The organism is Microbacterium sp. NPDC060117 (assembly GCF_042729315.1).
Taxonomy (GTDB): domain Bacteria; phylum Actinomycetota; class Actinomycetes; order Actinomycetales; family Microbacteriaceae; genus Microbacterium.
In genome coordinates this window covers 152,804-170,872 of sequence record NZ_JBHWXR010000004.1, presented here as the reverse complement: position 1 = coordinate 170,872, position 18,069 = coordinate 152,804, and the positions used below count along the sequence as shown (strand labels likewise).

Genomic DNA, 18,069 nt, shown 5'->3' with positions numbered 1-18,069 from the left:
CGCCGCTCGCCGCTCCTGGCCTCACCAATTTCGGGGAGCGATGTCTGCTCGGTCATCCCGGATCCGAGAGCAGACATTGCTCCCTGAGACGACATCTGACGGCTCCCGCGCGGCGTCCTCGCTTGATGCCGCCGGGATTCCGGCGGACCGGTCAGACCTCGGCGGACGCCTCGTCCGCATGCGCGGTGAGACGGTAGCCCACCCCGCGCACCGTCTCGATGTACCGGGGATCGGCCGTGCTGTCGCCGATCTTGCGCCGGAGGTTCGCCATGTGCGCCTCGATCGCCCGCTTGTCGGGTTCGCCCACATAGGACGCGGATCCAAATGCCTCACCGCGCAGCACGAGTGCCAGATCCGCCTTGCTGCGCACCCGGCGCTTCGACTCGAGCAGGGTCGCGAGCAGATCGAACTCGGTGGGTGTCAGCTCGACCTCGCGCTGCGCGACGACCACCGTGTGCGTGACCGGATCGAGGCTGATGTCGCGGTGCACCCGCCAATGCCCCGCCGGGCCGGGCAGGGCGACCGCCGGCGCGACCGAGGGGTTGCGGGCCGGGGTCTGCTGCCCGTCGGCCGAAGCCCCTGTCGCGGATCCCGCATGTGCTGCACGCGCGGGCTGCGGCGTCGCACCCGTCTCAGCCGCACCCGCGGCAGCCGGGTGCGCGTTGCGCGGTCGGCGCAGCAGTGCCTCGATGCGCGCGCGGAGCTCACGGGGGCGGAACGGCTTGACGAGGTACTCGTCGGCGCCGGAGGTGAGGCCGAGCACGACGTCGGACTCCTCGCCGAGGGCGGACAGCATGATGATGAACGTCGCACTGACGGCGCGGATCCGCCGTGCCACCTCGAAGCCGTCGATGCCGGGCAGATTGATGTCGAGCGTCGTGATGATCGGCTCGTGGGCGGCGACCGCGGCGACGCCCTCCAGACCGGTGCCGGCGAGCACCGTGCGGAATCCCGCGGCGCGGAACACCTCGTCGAGCAGGGACCGGACGTCGGGATCATCCTCGATGATGACGGCGGTCTTCGTGTCGTCTTCGCTCATGCTCTTCCCTGCGCTCGGTCGTCAGCATCATATCGATATGCCCGCGACGCCCATCCGAGCGCGGGCCCTCGGCCGGTCCGACGATCGGAGATCGGGAGCGACCCGGAGCCTGCGACGGATGCAGGGCCGCGCGACGTCTGCAGGGCAGATTCGGCGTCGCGCGCCTGCATCCGTCGCGCGAGCCCTGCAGGCGTCGCGGCTCAGCGGGCGGTCTTGCGCGTGATCGTGACGACGCGGGGTGCGTCGGCGTCGAGCTCCTCCGCGGAGAGCTCGTCGGCGACGGCGCCGACCGGACGCTCCAGCTCGATGTCCCACCAGGCGCCGGCGAGCTCCTCGGCCATGCCGCGCCCCCACTCCACCACGACGACGGATCCGGGCACGTCGACGTCGAGATCGTCCAGTTCGGCCGCAGATCCGAGCCGGTACGCATCCATGTGCACGAGCGGCGCACGGCCGACCAGCGACGGATGCGTGCGGGCGATCACGAACGTCGGGCTCTGCACCGGGCCGCGCACGCCGAGTCCGTCGGCCAGCCCGCGCGTGAACGTGGTCTTGCCCGCGCCGAGCGGGCCGGTGAGGATCAGCACGTCGCCGGCGACGAGGTCGGACCCGATCCGGCGGCCGAGCTGCTCCATGGCCTCAGCGGTGCGGATCTCCAGCCGGCCCGCGAGGTCGTCCAGCGCAGTCACGACACGCTCCGGCGCGGCACGCGGGGGCCGATCCTGGTCACGATCTCGTAGTCGATGGTGTCGGCTGCATCGGCCCAGTCCCGGGCCGACGGCACCCCGAGCGTCGGATCGCCGAACAGCACGACCTCGTCGCCCACGGCGACCTCCTCGTCACCCACGTCGACGAGGAACTGATCCATCGCGATGCGGCCGGCGACCGTGTACCGACGCCCGCCGATCTGCACGGGACCGCGTCCGGAGGCATGCCGCGGCACGCCGTCCGCGTAGCCCAGCGGCACCAGAGCGAGCGTCGTCTCCGCCGCAGTGCGGTGCGTGTAGCCGTACGAGACGCCGGTGCCCGCCGGCACCCGGCGCACGGCGGCGATCGCGCCGCGCAGCGTCATCGCGGGGCGCAGTCCGAGATCGCTCGGGCTGCGGTCGTCGAACGGGCTGACGCCGTACAGGCCGATCCCGATGCGCACCGCGTCGAGCCGGGTCTGCGGCAGATCGATGGCCGCGGCTGTCGCGGCGAGGTGGCGCACTTCGGGGTGGACCCCCAGCGAGGCCGCCTCCGCGCACGCGGTCTCGAACGCGGCGAGCGCGGCGAGGTCGTCCTCGGGCGAGGTGTTGGACACATGGCTGAACAGGCCGACGATGCGCACACGGCCGATCCGCTCGAGGCGTGCGGCCTCAGCGAGCAGGCGGGAGCGGTCGCCCGGCGCGATGCCGTTGCGGCTCAGGCCCGTCTCGAACTTGAGGTGCACCCGCACCGGATCCGCACCCCGGCTGGCGTCGGCGGCGGCGAGCAGCTGCTCGAGACTCGAGATGCCCAGGTCGAGCCCGGCCTCGGCGGCATCGTCGAAGCGACGTCCAGGCGCGTGCAGCCAGGCCAGTATTCGAGCGTTGATCCCCTGGCGGCGCAGCTCGAGCCCTTCCTCGACCGTGGCGACGCCGAGGCTGGTCGCCCCGCCTGCGAGCGCGGCGACAGCCGCATCCGCCGCACCGTGTCCGTAGGCGTTCGCCTTGACGACGCCGATCACGTCGACCCCGGTCAGCCGGCGCAGGTGCCGGGTGTTGTCGCTGATCGCGTCGAGGTCGATCGTCGCCTCGCGGAACGGGGCGGTCATCCCTGGTCCTCTCTCATCCCCCGCGCCTCGGCCACGACGTAGGCGGCGGCGAGCCCCGCATCGTGCGTGAGGGAGAGGTGCAGCGTGGTGATGCCGCGCTCGGCGACGGCGGCCTCGGTGCTGCCGCTGAGCACGAAGTACGGCCGACCCGACGGCTCCGACGCGATCTCGATCTCGGTCCAGTGCACCCCGTCGGATCCGCCCAGCGCCTTGATCAGCGCCTCCTTCGCCGCATACCGCGCGGCCAGCGACGGCAGCCGCAGCCCCTGCTCGGACGGCGCGAAGAGCCGATGCATGAGGCGGGGGGTGCGTGCCATGGTCCGCTCGAATCGCGGGATGTCCACGAGGTCGATGCCGGTGCCGATGATCACCGATTCAGCCTACCGGGCGGGATCCGCGGGGCCGGATCCGCCGGCGGTCCGCCCGGGCACCGGTGGACTGGCCCGGTCCGGCCCGGGCGCGTCGACAAGCCGTGCGCTCGGCGACATGTCTCCCGACTGCACCGGATCCTGTCGAGTGCACGGCTTCTTCATGTCAACAACCCGTGCACTCGGCGACGACCCGTGCACTCGGCGAAACCACACCCCGGGCCACGCCGAAGCCCGGACGCCGGGCGCCCCGCTCGGGGCCCTCGTCTCGCTCGCTCGCCGACCGGTCAGGCCCGAACGGCCCGGTCCTGCCTCGGCTCACTCCACGGTGACGGACTTGGCCAGGTTGCGGGGCTGGTCGACGTCGAGGCCCTTCGCCGTGGCGAGCGCCATGGCGAAGATCTGCAGCGGCACGACCGCGAGGATCGGCTCGAACAGGGCGCCGGCGAGCGGGATGCGGATGACCTCGTCGGCGAACGGCAGCACGGCCGCGTCGCCCTCCTCGGCGATCACGATCACGCGGGCGCCGCGGGCGCGGATCTCCTGGATGTTGGAGACGACCTTGGCGTGCAGCAGCGCGGAATGCCGCGGCGACGGCACGAGCACGAACACCGGCTGGCCGGGCTCGATCAGCGCGATCGGGCCGTGCTTGAGCTCTCCGGCGGCGAACCCCTCAGCGTGGATGTAGGAGATCTCCTTGAGCTTGAGCGCGCCCTCGAGCGCGATCGGATAGCCCACGTGGCGACCGAGGAACAGCACCGAGCGGGTGTCGGCCATCCAGCCGGCGAGCTGCGTGACGTGCGCCTGCTCCTCGGCGAGCACCTCGGCGATCTTGGCGGGCAGGCTCTCCAGCTCGGCGACGGCGGCCGCGCCGTCGGCGGCGGAGAGCGTCCCGCGCACCCGGCCCGCGTGCAGGCCGAGCAGCAGCAGCGCGGTGATCTGCGCGACGAACGCCTTGGTCGACGCGACGGCGACCTCGGGGCCGGCGTGCGTGTAGACGACGGCATCCGACTCGCGCGGGATCGTCGCGCCCTGCGTGTTGCAGATCGACAGCGTGCGCGCACCGCGCTCGCGGGCGTACTTGACTGCCATGAGCGTGTCCATGGTCTCGCCGGACTGGCTGATCGAGACGACCAGGGTGTTCGCGCCGATCACCGGGTCGCGGTAGCGGAACTCGTGCGCGAGCTCGACGTCGACGGGCACGCGCGCCCACTGCTCCAGCGCATACTTGCCGACCATGCCCGCGTACGACGCGGTGCCGCACGCGGTGATGATGATGCGGTCGATGTCGCGGAACAGCTCATCGGATCCGTCCAGCTCCGGGATCGCCACGGCACCGTCCTGCACGCGTCCGCGGATCGTGTTCGCGACGGCGTCGGGCTCTTCGGCGACCTCCTTGGCCATGAAGCTCGGCCAGCCGCCCTTCTCGGCCGACGTGGCGTCCCAGGAGACCTCGAACGGCTCGGGGGTCACGGTGTTGCCCGCGAAGTCGGTGACGGTGACCTCGAACGGCGTGATCGCGACGATCTCGTCCTGACCGATCGCGAGTGCACGGCGGGTGTGCTCGACGAAGGCGGCGACGTCCGAGCCGAGGAAGTTCTCGCCCTCGCCGAGGCCGATCACGAGAGGGGAGTTGCGGCGCGCGGCGACGACGAGTCCCGGCTCGTCCTGATGCACGGCGAGCAGGGTGAAGGCGCCCTCGAGGCGGTTCACGACGGTGCGGAACGCCTCCGTGAGGTCTCCGGTGCGGCGGTACTCGCGGCCGACGAGGGCGGCGGCGACCTCGGTGTCGGTCTCGCTGCGGAACGTCACGCCCTCCGCCTCGAGCTCGGCGCGAAGGGCGGCGAAGTTCTCGATGATGCCGTTGTGGATCAGGGCGAGCTTGTCGTCGTCGGCCAGATGCGGGTGCGCGTTCGCGTCGGTCGGGCCGCCATGCGTGGCCCAGCGGGTGTGCCCGATGCCGGTGCGGCCGTCGGCGAGCGCGGCGTCGGCCAGGGAATCGCGCAGCATCTGCAGCTTGCCGGCCTTCTTGCGCATGCCGAGGGATCCGGCCTCATCGATGACGGCGATGCCGGCCGAGTCGTATCCGCGGTACTCCAGGCGCGCGAGACCCGCGAGCAGGATGTCCTGGCTGGGGCGCGGCCCCACGTATCCGACGATTCCACACATGGATTCCAGGGTAGAGCGGCTGTTTTGCGCGGGTCCCGAACGAATCCTTCGAGACCGCGGGACGGTCAGAATGCGCCCGATTCCTGCGAGCGCCTTCCGACCCCAGCTCGCACTTAGCACTGCGTGCTTGACTGCGCGTATGGGGACTGAGCAACCTCTCGTGCTCGGCCGGCCGGGGCCGGTCGCATGAGCCGCCGCGGTCGGCGAGGCAACGACCGGGACTACCGGACACCGTGGATCCTTCGGGAGATCTACGGTGCGCCGGTGTGGGCGATGATCGCGTTCGGCGTCGTCATCGTCGGGATCGGGGCCTTCGCCCTCCTGCACCGGTAGCGCCACCGCGGTACAGCGCGTTCAGGTCAACCGCACGATGCGGTCAGGCCCGGACCGCGCGTCGCACGATCCGCGGCGAGGGCAGCCCTGCGAGCGCGAACGCGCGGCGGAGCCCGGCGGCGTCCGCGAAGCCGGAGTGCTCCGCGATCTCCGCGATGCCGAGCGGCGCGTAGTCCACGTCGCCCATGAGCTCCCGGGCGAGTTCCACGCGGATCCGGCGCAGCTCCTCCGCAGGGGCGCTGCCCTCCGCCGCGAACAGCCGCTGCAGCTGCCGCACCGACATGTGCATGTCGCGAGCGAGCGCCGCGACATCGAAGTCGCGTTCCCCGCGTCGCACCAGCATGAGCGAGCGCGCCCGATCGATCCCCGAGCCCTTGCGTCCCTCGACGGCGACGCGCGGTGCGGCCTCGACGAGCACGCTGAACACCATCTCGACGATCAGCCGCTCGACCAGGTAGTCGGTGTAGACGGTCGGATCCGACGGCTGCGTGAGCAGCGAGGTGAGGAACGCCTGCAGGCCGCGACCCAGCACGCTGCTGGCGACGACGTCGCTCGGCGCGCCCACCCCCGACTGGATCTCGTCGACCGCGTACCACGGCACCCAGGCGCACATCGCCGTGCCGGACCCGGCCGCGGCCACCTTCGTGTCGCGGTGCGGATGCAGGAAGCACAGCGATCCCGCCGGAACCTCCTTCGTCTCGCCGTCGCTGCCGAGGATCGTGAGCGGGACCGCGGCGATCAGCATCACCGCGACCTCGTCGCCGTCGGCCGGCTGCGCGGACCAGGTCCACGGCGCCGCGGCCTCCAGGGCGTGCTGGGTCGCCAGAACACTGCGATATCGGCGGGCGACGAGCGGATGCTCGTGCCTCTCCCCCAGCAGTCGCATGGCGGTGCGAGCGTCGATGACGATCCCCATGGACGACCTCCCCAAAAAGGCCTCACGGGTGCAGCTCCCCAGCCGCATGAGCCCGCTTGACGGTCAGCATACGCGATGAAACGCGTCATGGTGAGCATCGGATTCGCGACATCTTCCGCCCGTGCGTCGCCGTGACCCGGGCGGTCCTTCGTCGCCCGCCGCGGCGCCCGGGAAGCGGACCCAGCACACGCGGCCCACGCGCCCTCGCGCGGGCCGTGCGAGCGCTCAGCGTGCGGGCGGGCGCTCCCCGTGCAGGCTCTCGTAGATGTCGTCCACGAACTCGTCGATCGAGGACCGCCCCGCCACGGGGCCGCCGGCGAGCAGCCCGTCGGCGCCGAGCAGGACGGCGGTCGGCGTGAACCAGTGGTCCGCGAGCGACGGCCCGACGTACCGGTTCGGGTCGTGCAGGGTCTGCGGCTCCTCCGTCGAGGCGAGGCGGCTGTCCCCTGGCGCGCTCTGCAGCAGGAACCGCACCGACACCTCGGGCAGCAGTGCGCGGTACTCGTCGATGCTCTCGATCACCGGAGTGCAGGAGCCGCAGGTCTCCGAGACCGCCAGCAGCAGCACCGGCTGACGCTCGGACAGCATGCGCAGCGTGGTCGTCTGCCCGTCGGCGAGCTGCACCGGGACGGCGGGGGTGCGCGAGCGCAGGTAGTCCTCGAGTTCGTCCTCGCCGCCCGCGGCCGGAGCGCCCGCGGAAGCGCGATCGCCGACCTCTGCGGATCCGCTCTCCTGGACCAGCACGAACGTCACGGCGACAGCCGCGAGCGCGAGCGTCCACGGCCAGAGCACGACGGCGAGCGTCGCGACGCCGCCCCACAGCGGCAGGGCGCCGATGGCGACCGCGGAGATCACGGCCATCAGCACCAGCCAGCCGTTGCGCAGCAGCGTACGGCCGGTGATCCGGCGGCGTTCCCCGAAACAGGCGCACGAGGCGTCCGGCGTCTGCCGCTTCGCACGCCAGACCATGACGAGGTAGGCCGCGAACAGCAGCACGGCCACGACCGCCGCGGCGATGCCGAGCACGCCGCCGAGCAGCAGCAGTGCGGCGGCGAGCACGAGCTCGGCGATCGGGTGCAGGCGGATCAGCCAGTCCCGGCGCAGAGCCGCGGGGATCCCGAGGGCCTCCCAGCCGGCGGCGTCATCGGGCGTGCGGAGCTTGGCGATCGCGCTCGCGACGAGCACCCCGACCAGGATGAGCGTCGACGCCACGGCCGTCGCCGGGAGCAGAAAGGCGATGAGAGCGGTCCCCATGCTGTCAGTATCCCAGTCGCTGCGCGGCACGGCTCCGGGCCGCGTCAGAGCTTGCGCAGCAGCACCGACTCCACGGCGTGCGAGGCACCCTTGTTCAGCACGAGGGTGGCGCGGTGCTTCGTCGGCATCACGTTCTCGATGAGGTTCGGCAGGTTGATCTCGTTCCAGTACCCCATGGCCGTGGTGACGGCCTCCTCGTCGGTGAGGTGCGCGAACACGCTGAAGTATGACGAAGGGTTCGTGAACGCGCCCTGCCGCAGGGCGAGGAAGCGGTCCACGTACCACTGCGCGATGTGGTCGAGCTCGGCGTCGACGTAGATCGAGAAGTCGAACAGGTCGCTCACCGCGACGTCGTTCGGAGCGGGCGGCGGCTGCAGCACGTTCAGGCCCTCGACGATGACGACATCGGGACGACGCACCACGACATGCGCGTCGGGCACGATGTCGTAGCGGATGTGCGAGTAGAACGGCGCGCGCACCTCGGCGGCGCCGCTCTTCACCTTGGTGAGGAACTCGATCAGCGCACGCCGGTCGTACGACTCCGGGAAGCCCTTGCGGTCCATGATGCCGCGGCGCTCGAGCTCCGCGTTCGGGTACAGGAAACCGTCCGTGGTGACCAGCTCGACCCGCGGGGTGCCTGGCCAGCGGCTCATGAGCTCCCGCAGCAGGCGGGCGATCGTCGACTTGCCGACCGCGACGGATCCGGCCACGCCGACGACGAAGGGCGTGGTGTCGTCGTCCTCGCGGAGGAATTGGTTCGTCGCCTCGCCGAGTCGCTTGGTGGACGTGGCGTACAGGCTCAGCAGCCGGCTGAGCGGCAGGTAGACCTCTTTGACCTCGGTGGGATCGAGCCGATCGCCGATGCCGCGGATCTCGACGACCTCGGTCTCGCTGAGCGGCTGGTCGAGGTCGGCGGCGAGGCGCGCCCAGTCCGCACGGTCGATGCGACGGTAGGGCGACAGCGACGGCAGCGTCTGCGATGCGAGGGGATCGGGGCTCACGGATCCCATCGTATCGGCGTGCCGCAGCGGAGTCCGTGACGCCGGAGTCTCCACCGAGAGGGAAGCTCCTGATCGGATCACGACCACCGTGGATCATTTGGCGACCGCGTCGTCCCGCGTCGTCCTGCGCGCCGCCAGTCTGACGCTAGCAACAACCGGCCGCACCCGCCATCCCCGCGGGTCGGTCCTGCTGCCTGAGGAGGCCTCTCCTCAGTGAAGTCCCGCATCAAGACACCGGAGTTATGCATGGAAGACACCACCTCGTCCCCCGCCCGCAGCGTCAGCCGCCGTAGCCTCGTCAAGGGCGCCGCCTGGTCCGTCCCCGTGATCGCCGTCGCCGCTGCCACCCCGCTCGCCGCGGCCTCGACCGCCACCAACGTCGGCAACTTCGCCCTCAACGGAACCTGTGGCGTCCTCGGCGTCCTCGGCCCCGGCTTCACCCTGACCGCCGGCGCGGCTCCGCTCCCCGTGGGCACCATCATCAACATCACCGGCACGGGAATCGCCAACATCGGCGTCTTCTCGGTCACCGGCGGTACGGCCACCGTCAACGTCCTGTCGCCGACCTCGCGCCAGGTCACCCTGACCGCCCCGCTCGCCGCCGGCGCCACGATCGACTTCCGCACGACGCTGTCGATCTCCGTCGCGTTCCAGCTGTCGGCCGCCACCACGCTGCCCTCCGGCTTCGTCGCCGGCGCCGGTGCCAAGCAGAGCGGTGGCGTCAACGCCACCCTCGTGCTCTGCAGCGCCAGCTGAGCGAAACCACTGCGCCGGCTCCTGCCGGCCGAGGGGGCCGGGTCTCGCACCCGGTCCCCTTCCCTTTTCCGCCCGAGCCCTCGTAGGAGGGGTTCACACGCACCGGGTATTCTTCGTCCGTGCGTCTCGGAGTGCTCGACATCGGATCCAACACCGTCCACCTGCTCGCCGCCGACGTGCACCCGGGCGGGCGGCCGCTCGCGACCACGAGCGATCGCACGGTCCTGCGGCTCATGCGGTTCCTCACGCCGTCGGGAGCGATCAGCGAGGAGGGCGTGCAGGCGCTCGAGGCCGCCGTGACTCAGGCTCGGACGGTCGCCGCGCAGCAGCGGGTCGACGCGCTGCTCGCCACGGCGACGAGCGCCGTCCGTGAGGCCGCGAACGGCGCCGAGGTGATCGCCCGGGTCGAAGCCGCGCTCGGGCAGCCGCTGCAGGTGCTCGACGGCGAGACCGAGGCACGGCTGACATTCCTCGCGGTGCGACGCTGGTTCGGCTGGGCGGCCGGGCAGATCCTGCTGTTCGACATCGGCGGCGGATCCTTCGAGATGGCGGCCGGATCCGAGGAGCTCCCCGACATCGCCGCCTCGGTGCCGCTCGGCGCCGGACGCTCCACGCTGATGTTCCTGCCCGACGACCCGCCCGGCGAAGACGCCGTGGAGCGCCTCCGCGAGCACGCGGCCGACGTGTTCGCGCCCGTCGCGGCCCGGTTCTCGACGCTCCCCCGCCCGGAGCACGTGGTCGGCTCGTCCAAGGCGATCCGGTCGCTCGCCCGCCTCGTCGGCTATCAGGCACCGGGCTGGTCGGGATCCGAGCGGATGCTGCTGCCGCGTCAGGCGCTGGGATCCTGGATCCCGCGTCTCGCGCGCCTGCCCGCGTCCGCGCGGCAGGAGCTGCCTGGCATCACCCCGGACCGCACGTTCCAGATCGTGGCAGCCGCGGTCGTGCTGCACACCGCGATGACGGCGATGCAGGTCGACGAGCTCGAGGTCTCCCCGTGGGCCCTGCGCGAGGGCGTGCTGCTGCGCTACATCGAGGATCGCGCCCGCGACGGCGACGCCTGAGAAGCCGGTCCCCGACGGATCCGGATCCCCTACCCTGGTGTCATGAACGACGCGAGTGATCTGGGGACACCGCGCGGCGAATCGCCGATGCTGCTCTCCCGAAAAGAGCTGCGACAGCGCCGCGAGGCCGCCGCCATCGCCGGGGCGTCGGGCCCGCACGTCGATCAGGCGGCGGATGGAGCCGGGCAGTCTCCGACACCGCACGCCGCAGGATCCCTCGCGGTACCGGCCTCGACGGAACCCACCCCGACCGAGGATCCCACGAGCCCCCCGGGCGGCGTCTCATTCGGATCGCTCGCCGGCATGTTCGCCGCCCCGACCGAGGAGTCGTCGCCGCGGCCCACCGTCCTCACCGTCTGCACGGGGAACATCTGCCGCTCGCCGCTCGCCGAGTCGCTGCTGCGCACCCGGCTCGCCGAGCTCGATCTGCGCGTGCACAGCGCCGGCACGCATGGCATGGTCGGGCACGCGATGACCGACCCCGCCCAGAAGCTCGCGCACGATCGCGGCGTCGACGCCGGCGTCACCGCCGCGCATCGCGCCCGGCTGCTCACCGAACCGCTGCTCGACGACGCCGATCTGGTGCTCACGATGACCTCGGAGCAGCGCGACTACGCGGTGCAGATGCTGCCCCGCCGCCTGCACCGTGTCTTCCCGGTGCGCGAGTTCGCCCGTCTCGCACAGGGGGTCACCGATGCACAGGTGCGAACCATCGCCGATCGTGCCGGATCGGATCCGCGTCGAAGACTGGTCGCGGTCGTCGAGACGATCTCCGATCGCCGGGGCGGATCCGCGCCGAAGGACGAGGACGTGATCGACCCTTACCGGCGCTCGACCGAGGTGTACGAGGAGTCGGCCGCGCAGCTGACGCCCGCCCTCGCCGAGGTGGAGCGCGTCGTCCGGGCGGCGCTGGCGTAGGCGCGGACGAGGCCGGCCGGCGGATCCTGCGGGCGCGGGAGCTCCGGGCGATTCGAACTCGGGTCACGGCTGACAGCTGCCCCCGCCGACCGACTCGGGCCGCGCCGGTTCGACGCCGAATGTGCCGACCCGTCATACTGGTCTACTGGGGGCGGTACTATGTCGGCACTTTCACGTTCGAAAGGGCACCACTCCCCTGTGTCATCTTCTCCCCGCCTGCTCGAGTCGCACCTGGGCCTCACCTCGCACCACGCGGGATTGATCAGCACGCGCACCTTCCGCTCGATCTATGTCACCGTGCATCGCCCGCAGCGCCTGCACTGGACGTGGTCGGCCGTCGAGCTGGCGGATCCGCACGCCGTCGTGCTCTTCCCGAGCGGCGAGGGACCCGATGGATCCGCACTGCCGGTCGGCCGCTTCGTTCCTCCGCAGGCGGACGAGACGATCGAGTGGAACGCCTCGAACGACGTCGTCGCGGTGTGGGTGCCCGTCGACACCTTGCGGGACTTCGTGCACGATGCCCCCCTGCGACCGCTCGTGCTGCAGCCGACGCCGATGGTCCTGGCGTTCCGCGCGTTCACGCTCGCGATCGCACGCAATGCGGAGGACACCACGTCGATCTCGCGGTACGCGATCGAGCGGCTGCTCGCCGAGATGGTGTTCGGCACGCTGCTGGAGCTGTACTCCTCGGATCTGCCCGAGCGCGGACAGCCTCCGCTCACGGACCGGGCGCGCTCGGCGATGCTGCTGCACCGGGAGGATCCGCAGTTCACGATCGCAGAGCTCGCGGCCGAACTGCATGTGTCGCTGCGGCACCTGCAGCGGGCCTTCGCCAAGGTCGGCACCACGCCTGGGGACGCCCTGCGCCGGATGCGCGTGGAGTTCGCGGAGTCGCTGCTGCGCAACTCGGACTACACCGTGCTCACGATCGAGGAGATCGCGGCGCACTCGGGATTCTCCAGCGCGCTGCAGCTGCGCCGCGCCCTGCGCGCCGAGGGCATGCCGTCACCGACGATGATCCGACCGTCCCGCTGAGGCTGACTCAGGCCTTGCGGCTCAGCACTCCGGAGTCGACCAGCTGGTCGATGGCGGCGAGGACCAGCTCCCGCGGATCCCCCTTGTCCGGCCGGCCGAACTCGGCGATGACGTCCTCGACGATCCGGTCGAGACCTCGCCCCGCACGCAGCGAGTCCCAGATGGTCGGGGCGATGCCGTCGAGCACGTGCACCCAGCGCTGAGCGAGCACGACCACGCGGTCGCCGCAGCGGATGGCGTCGGACACCGCGGACAGGTCGTACTCGGGGTTCTCCCCGTCCACGGCAGCCGGCTCCCACTCCTCGTGCACCCGGGTGTGGTCGAGCAGCTGCGGCACGATCGGCGGCACGGTGGACGCATCGGGGTAGGTCAGCCGCACGACGCCGCCGATGCGGTCGCACAGCGCGGCGACGGTCTGCAGCGGGCGCGGCAACTCGGCGAGGTAGCTCATCTGCGGAGCCAGCTCGGCGATCGCGTCGGGGAACGACACCTGCTCGATGCTCGGCGACGGGTGCTCCGCATCCCGTGTGATCAGCACGAGCGCCGTGAGGACGAGGGGCGCGTCCGGCACGGGCTTGAGGCCCGCGGCGTCCGGTGAGAGCTGCTCCTTGGGGCGCCCTTGCCGCACCACGGACAGCGGCTTGCGGTAGGGCTCGACGGAGAGGTCGGTGCTCAGCGCGATCGTCTCGTCCGAGACGTAGCCGTGCTGGGCGCCCAGCGCCCGGCTGAGCGTGGTCTTGCCGCGACCGGAGGGACCGACGAAGGCCGCGACACGACCGGCCGGATCCGCGACGCCGCAGGCGTGGAACATGAGCATCTCGCCACTGCGCCGGCCCAGGGCGGCGAGCGTCACGCTGACGGTCAGCGTCTCGGCGAGCTGGTCGGGATCGAGCGTGGCCGAGACGGGCACCGTGTCATCCGGCTCGATCGTCTCGTCGAACGGCAGCCGCGCACCCTGCCACGAGGCGCGGATCGCGTCGACCGTCGCGTCGTCCAGGTCGTCCGCGAAGGTCACCCTGATGCGGGCGCCGAGGGCGCTGACGTCGAGCGGAGTGCGAGCGGCGCCGTCCTGCGCGCTCGCCGCCGACACGGTCACGCCGCCTCCGCGTCCCCCCGGCGACGGGGCTTGTCTCCGCGCACAGCGCCGGCCGGCAGCTCCTGGTCGTCGTTGCGGTAGTACTCGCCGTGGTACTGGTAGCCGTAGTACGCCGCACCGCTGCCGCGGCGCGGCACGCGGTTCAGCACGAGGCCGAGCGTGCGGGCGCCGGCGCGCTCGAGGTTGCCGATCGCCTTGCCGAGCACCTCGTAGGTGGTCTTGCCGACCGTGCCGACGATGACCGCGCCGTCGGCGCTGTGCGCGAGCACGGCGGCATCCGTGACGGGGATGAGCGGGGGCGCGTCGATGATGACGATGGCCTCGCGGGCGATCGACTTCAGCAGTTCGCGCATACGGGCGGATCCGAGCACCTCGCTCGGGTTCGGCGGCACCTTGCCCGCCGCGACGACGAGCAGCTGGCCGTTGCCGAAGCGCTGCGCGACTTCGGCGATCGTGGCGCGGCCGGCGAGCACATCGGAGATGCCTGCACCCTTGGGCAGGCCGAAGACGGTGTCGATCATGGGCCGGCGCAGGTCGCCGTCGATGAGGACGACCGGCTGTCCGCTGGAGGCCAGGGTGACCGCGAGATTGGAGGAGATCGTCGACTTGCCGTCACCGGGCAGCGGGCTCGTGACCACGATGATGCGCGGCGGGTTGTCGACATCCATGTACTGCAGGTTGGTGCGCAGCTCGCGCATGGCCTCGCCGATGCCGAACAGGTGCGCGTTGTCGCTGGCGCTGCTCGTGCCGCCGTCGAACGGCAGCAGGCGGTTGTCGGCCGTGAACGTCTTCTCTTCGGGGATCGTGCCGACGACGGGCTTCCCGGTCTCGCGCTCGACCTGCTCGACCGAGCGGACGCGGCGATCGAGGGTGTACCGCAGCAGACCGTAGCCGACGGCCAGGGCGAGGCCGATCAGGCCGCCGAGGGCGAGCGCGAGCTTGGTGTTCGGCGACGAGGGCGAATCCGGCAGACGCGCGGAGTCGATCGGGCTGAGGAAGACGGCGCCCTTCTTGGCGGGGTCGGCGGTCTCGAGCCTGTTGACCTCCGCGCCCATCGAGCGCACCCAGGCCTCGGCGATGTCACGGGCCTTCTCGGGGGTGGCCGCGTTCGCGCTGACCTTGAGCGTGGTCGTGTCGACGGTGTTGGTGACGGTGACCTGCTTCACGAGCTGATCGGCGCTCGTGTCGAGGCTCAGATCCTTGATCACGCCGTCCGCGACCGCGCGCGACGCACCGAGCGCCACGTAGGTCTTCACGCGACCGGAGGTGAGGGAATTGCCGAGCATGGCGGAGCTGAGGCTGCTGTCGCCCGAGTCGCCGGCAGTGTTCGCCTGCACGATGGCGGAGGCGTCGGCCGTGTAGACCTTGGGCTGCAGCAGGGTCCATCCGAAGGCGACGGCAACCCCGAGGAGCGTGATGAGGACCATCCCGAGCCAGTGCGCGCGGAAGACCCGAAGATACTCACGCAGATCCATACGGACTGTTCCCCCTCGCTCCGCTCACCCGGCGAGGGCGATAAATCAACGGCCTTTCGATGCTACCGGAAGCGCATTCCCAGGCGCGACATGGTGATGGGCCACCCGCGCGAAGCGGATGGCCCATCATCAAAGCTGTCAGGCCGGGGTCGCGATACCGGTGAAGTTGATGGTGCCGGTGCCTCCAGCCAGCCCACCCAAGACGACTCCCGTCCCGACTCCCGCGAGGTCCCATTCGAAGCACAGGGAGCAGGTCACCGTCTGCCCGCCGACGCCTCCGCCGATGTCGACCTTGAGGAAGACGTCCGCACAGATCTGCAGCTTCTTGGGGGCCGGCTTATATGCGCCCGCGATGCTGCCGCCGTTCGGCATCACCACGTTGAGGAAGGCGGGGATCGCCGTAAAGGCGCTCACCAGCCCCAGCGTCCCCACGCCGGCGAGACCCGTCAGGATCTGCGTGTAGGTCACGTCGTTGGCAGGATTGCTATCGCCCATCGTCAGCACAGCCGAGTTCATGGTGAAGGCGAATGCGTTGATGAAACCCGTGCTGACACAGGTCGAGGTGTCGATCCCGACCGCGGGCACGACGAGGATGCTCGCCTTGTTCCCAACCACGATCGCCTGCGATGTCCAGGCTCCGAGAAGCGGGATTCCGACCACCGAGAGAACCCCGGCCTTGAGACACGTCGGACACTGCGGGTTGTTGCTGGCCGCAGCGAGCGGCATCGCGGCGGCGGCCGCCACGACCGGCACGGACCAGGCGGCGCCCTTCAGAACAGTGCGACGGCCGACCTGCTTGGTGGTCTCGATCTCGGACATGCGTCCCCCCCAGAAGTGACGAGTAGATTCGGAGCGGACCGAGGCATCTGCGCTTTCTCGTGCACTGCTTCGTGACCGCACTTCGAGACTGTCGACTCCCTCAGGGTTCTCGCAGGTTGACGTCGCGAGAACGTGCAAAGGCGTCGTCGGAGCGACGAAACGGAAGCCGGCCGGCCTCTGCGCTCCGGATGCGGCGTCGCACGCCGGGCATGATGGACGCATGGCATCCGACACCGCGGCGCCCGCGCCCGAAGCTGCGCCCATGACGCGGCGTCCGCTCTGGCGACGGATCACCGGCAGCTTCCTGTTCCAGCTGTGCGCGGCGTTCGTCGTCTTCGGGCTCATCCTGTCGTTCGTCGCGAAGCCCTACTGGGTCCCGTCCGGATCCATGGAGGAGACCCTCCAGGTCGGCGATCGCGTTCTGGTGAACCGGCTCGCCTACCTCGGCGGGGCGACACCGCACACGGGCGACATCGTCGTGTTCGACGCCGACGAGGCCTGGGACGGCGGCGTCCGTGCACCCGAGAATCCGATCAAGGCTGCGCTGAGCTGGATCGGCGAGGTGACGGGGTTCGGACCCTCGGGCCCGCACACGCTCATCAAGCGCGTGATCGCCGGCCCCGGGCAGACCGTGAAGTGCTGCACCGCCGACGGGCGGCTCATCGTCGACGGCAAGCCGCTGAACGAGCCCTACGTCTTCCAGGACTTCCCGTTCCAGGCAGGTTCGCTCGACTGCACGACGACCCCGGCATCGACGCGCTGTCTTCCCGCGGTGACGGTGCCGAAGGACTCCTATCTCGTGATGGGAGACCACCGCTCGAACTCGTCCGACGGCGCGATCCGTTGCCGTGGCCGCACCGCTCCGGATGCGGGCTGCTGGCGATGGGCCCGCTCCGATGACATCGTCGGCAGGGCCGCCGTCATCCTCTGGCCGGTAGGCCGGTGGTCGGGGCTGTAGCCTGCGCGCGCCGACCCGCGAGCAGCGGCTTGGGCCGGCCCGAGACGGCGCCCATGATCCACTCGACCGGACCGGTCCCGACGAAGCGTCCCCACAACCACGCGACGACGAGAGGGAGGACGACGATCGTCGCCCAGCCGATCGTCACGTTCTGCGCGGGGTAGCCGCCGATCCCCCGCGCCCACAGCGACACGATCCACACATGCAGCAGATACAGGCTGAGCGCGAGCCCGCCCCAGACGCGCAGGGGGGCGAAGATCGCCTCGACGACGGGCTGCCGAGCCGGAAGCGTCGCCAGGATCACGACGATCGCGTATGTCACGAAGACGAGCCCGACATCATGAAGCGTGTCCGGATACGTCCCTGAGACGAAGCCCGTCAGATGCAGCCCCTTCTCGAGCACAGGGAGAACGGCGTATGCGAGCGGCGCGACGGCGAGCATGATCCACATCGTGCGGTCGCGACGCAGCCCCCCGCGCAGCAGCAGTGCGCCGAGCAGGAAGAACGGCAGCAGGTTCGTGAGCCGATAGGAGTGCCCGAGCACCGTCCAGTCGGCCAGCCACTGCACGAGGACGTTCTGCGTCAGGATCTGGGCGACCTGCCCCCGTGCGTACTCGTTCAGCGGTGCGCCGACCGCGACGATCACCGCGAGCACGACGACGAGCGCACGCGAACGGAGCAGCAGCATCGGCACCCCGACGATGAGCAGCAGCCCGAGCTGGGGCAGCACGATCACCACCCAGGATCCCCACGTCAGCATCCACAATCCCAGCGCGATGAGCACGATGCCGCGGATCGCCTGCTGCAGCAGGGTCGCACCGACCCGTCGCGAGCTGTTCCAGATCAGCTGCGCCGACATACCCATCACCAACGCGAACAACGGCGACGCGACGTCGTTGACGTTGCCGATCACGAACCGCACCGCGAGCGGGAGCTGAGGCAGGAGCGGGTTGGCGTGCGCGATCAGCATGGCCACGATCGCGACGCCACGCAGCACGTCGGGAACGATCAGCCGTTCGGACCGAGTCACAGGCATCGCGTCTTCTCCACCGACGGCACGCTATCGCATCGTCGGA

At 70.8% G+C, this 18,069-nt stretch carries 18 protein-coding genes; 6 read left to right on the top strand and 12 right to left on the bottom strand.

Going from position 1 to position 18,069, the window contains the following annotated elements; all coding sequences use genetic code 11:
- Nucleotides 1-151: 151 nt before the first annotated feature.
- The 5 genes from ACFWCK_RS16630 to glmS all read right to left on the bottom strand — a co-directional run bounded on the left by ACFWCK_RS16630 (nt 152) and on the right by glmS (nt 5,371).
- Complete coding sequence (locus ACFWCK_RS16630; RefSeq protein WP_378806894.1) at nt 152-1,039, bottom strand: response regulator transcription factor; 888 nt, start codon at nt 1,037-1,039, stop codon at nt 152-154.
- Between the two features lie 200 nt (nt 1,040-1,239).
- A complete protein-coding gene (tsaE, locus tag ACFWCK_RS16625; RefSeq protein ID WP_378806893.1) occupies nt 1,240-1,728 on the bottom strand; it encodes a tRNA (adenosine(37)-N6)-threonylcarbamoyltransferase complex ATPase subunit type 1 TsaE in 489 nt (162 codons plus the stop codon).
- Complete coding sequence (gene alr / locus ACFWCK_RS16620; protein ID WP_378806892.1) at nt 1,725-2,834, bottom strand: alanine racemase; 1,110 nt, start codon at nt 2,832-2,834, stop codon at nt 1,725-1,727. The genes tsaE and alr overlap by 4 nt, the downstream gene beginning before the upstream one ends.
- On the bottom strand, nt 2,831-3,205 hold the full coding sequence (locus ACFWCK_RS16615; protein ID WP_233312790.1) for a holo-ACP synthase: 375 nt from the start codon (nt 3,203-3,205) through the stop codon (nt 2,831-2,833). The genes alr and ACFWCK_RS16615 overlap by 4 nt, the downstream gene beginning before the upstream one ends.
- A gap of 315 nt (nt 3,206-3,520) precedes the next feature.
- Nucleotides 3,521-5,371 carry a glutamine--fructose-6-phosphate transaminase (isomerizing) gene (gene glmS / locus ACFWCK_RS16610; protein WP_378806891.1) on the bottom strand — a complete coding sequence of 617 codons (1,851 nt, stop codon included), beginning with the start codon at nt 5,369-5,371 and terminating at the stop codon, nt 3,521-3,523.
- A gap of 186 nt (nt 5,372-5,557) precedes the next feature.
- Here glmS and ACFWCK_RS16605 point away from each other — a divergent pair, with 186 nt between their 5' ends.
- Nucleotides 5,558-5,704, top strand: a complete 147-nt coding sequence (locus tag ACFWCK_RS16605; RefSeq protein ID WP_233312792.1) for a hypothetical protein — start codon at nt 5,558-5,560, stop codon at nt 5,702-5,704.
- Between the two features lie 43 nt (nt 5,705-5,747).
- Here ACFWCK_RS16605 and ACFWCK_RS16600 read toward each other — a convergent pair whose 3' ends face one another.
- The 3 genes from ACFWCK_RS16600 to coaA form a co-directional block, all read right to left on the bottom strand.
- A complete protein-coding gene (locus tag ACFWCK_RS16600; protein ID WP_378806890.1) occupies nt 5,748-6,620 on the bottom strand; it encodes a helix-turn-helix domain-containing protein in 873 nt (290 codons plus the stop codon).
- A gap of 225 nt (nt 6,621-6,845) precedes the next feature.
- Nucleotides 6,846-7,874: a MauE/DoxX family redox-associated membrane protein gene (locus tag ACFWCK_RS16595; protein WP_378806889.1), complete on the bottom strand. Its 1,029-nt coding sequence runs from the start codon at nt 7,872-7,874 to the stop codon at nt 6,846-6,848.
- A 44-nt stretch (nt 7,875-7,918) separates the two neighbouring features.
- Entirely contained in the window at nt 7,919-8,884 is a 966-nt protein-coding gene (gene coaA, locus ACFWCK_RS16590) for a type I pantothenate kinase (RefSeq protein ID WP_233312795.1), read from the bottom strand.
- 237 nt (nt 8,885-9,121) lie between these two features.
- Between coaA and ACFWCK_RS16585 the strand changes: the two genes are divergently transcribed.
- From ACFWCK_RS16585 to ACFWCK_RS16570, 4 genes are all read left to right on the top strand, one after another.
- On the top strand, nt 9,122-9,631 hold the full coding sequence (locus ACFWCK_RS16585; protein ID WP_233312796.1) for a hypothetical protein: 510 nt from the start codon (nt 9,122-9,124) through the stop codon (nt 9,629-9,631).
- Between the two features lie 119 nt (nt 9,632-9,750).
- Entirely contained in the window at nt 9,751-10,692 is a 942-nt protein-coding gene (locus ACFWCK_RS16580; protein ID WP_378806888.1) for a Ppx/GppA phosphatase family protein, read from the top strand.
- A 42-nt stretch (nt 10,693-10,734) separates the two neighbouring features.
- On the top strand, nt 10,735-11,610 hold the full coding sequence (locus ACFWCK_RS16575) for a hypothetical protein (protein ID WP_378806887.1): 876 nt from the start codon (nt 10,735-10,737) through the stop codon (nt 11,608-11,610).
- A 198-nt stretch (nt 11,611-11,808) separates the two neighbouring features.
- Nucleotides 11,809-12,645, top strand: coding sequence for a helix-turn-helix domain-containing protein (locus ACFWCK_RS16570; RefSeq protein ID WP_378806886.1), 837 nt, complete (start codon nt 11,809-11,811; stop codon nt 12,643-12,645).
- 7 nt (nt 12,646-12,652) lie between these two features.
- On the opposite strand, the gene ACFWCK_RS16565 is transcribed toward ACFWCK_RS16570, so the two are convergent.
- From ACFWCK_RS16565 to ACFWCK_RS16555, 3 genes are all read right to left on the bottom strand, one after another.
- Entirely contained in the window at nt 12,653-13,741 is a 1,089-nt protein-coding gene (locus tag ACFWCK_RS16565; RefSeq protein ID WP_378806885.1) for a hypothetical protein, read from the bottom strand.
- Nucleotides 13,738-15,216 (bottom strand): polysaccharide biosynthesis tyrosine autokinase, encoded by a 1,479-nt coding sequence (locus ACFWCK_RS16560; protein WP_233312800.1) that lies wholly within the window; start codon nt 15,214-15,216, stop codon nt 13,738-13,740. The genes ACFWCK_RS16565 and ACFWCK_RS16560 overlap by 4 nt, the downstream gene beginning before the upstream one ends.
- A 138-nt stretch (nt 15,217-15,354) precedes the next feature.
- The gene (locus tag ACFWCK_RS16555) at nt 15,355-16,035 is read right to left on the bottom strand and encodes a hypothetical protein (RefSeq protein WP_378806884.1); all 681 of its coding nucleotides are present in this window, start codon (nt 16,033-16,035) and stop codon (nt 15,355-15,357) included.
- Between the two features lie 220 nt (nt 16,036-16,255).
- On the opposite strand from ACFWCK_RS16555, the gene lepB reads away from it, so the two are divergent.
- Nucleotides 16,256-16,993, top strand: coding sequence for a signal peptidase I (gene lepB / locus ACFWCK_RS16550; protein ID WP_378806883.1), 738 nt, complete (start codon nt 16,256-16,258; stop codon nt 16,991-16,993).
- Here the strand turns inward: lepB and ACFWCK_RS16545 are convergent.
- Nucleotides 16,956-18,029, bottom strand: a complete 1,074-nt coding sequence (locus ACFWCK_RS16545; protein WP_378806882.1) for a hypothetical protein — start codon at nt 18,027-18,029, stop codon at nt 16,956-16,958. The two genes, lepB and ACFWCK_RS16545, sit on opposite strands and share 38 nt — an antisense overlap.
- Nucleotides 18,030-18,069: the final 40 nt, after the last annotated feature.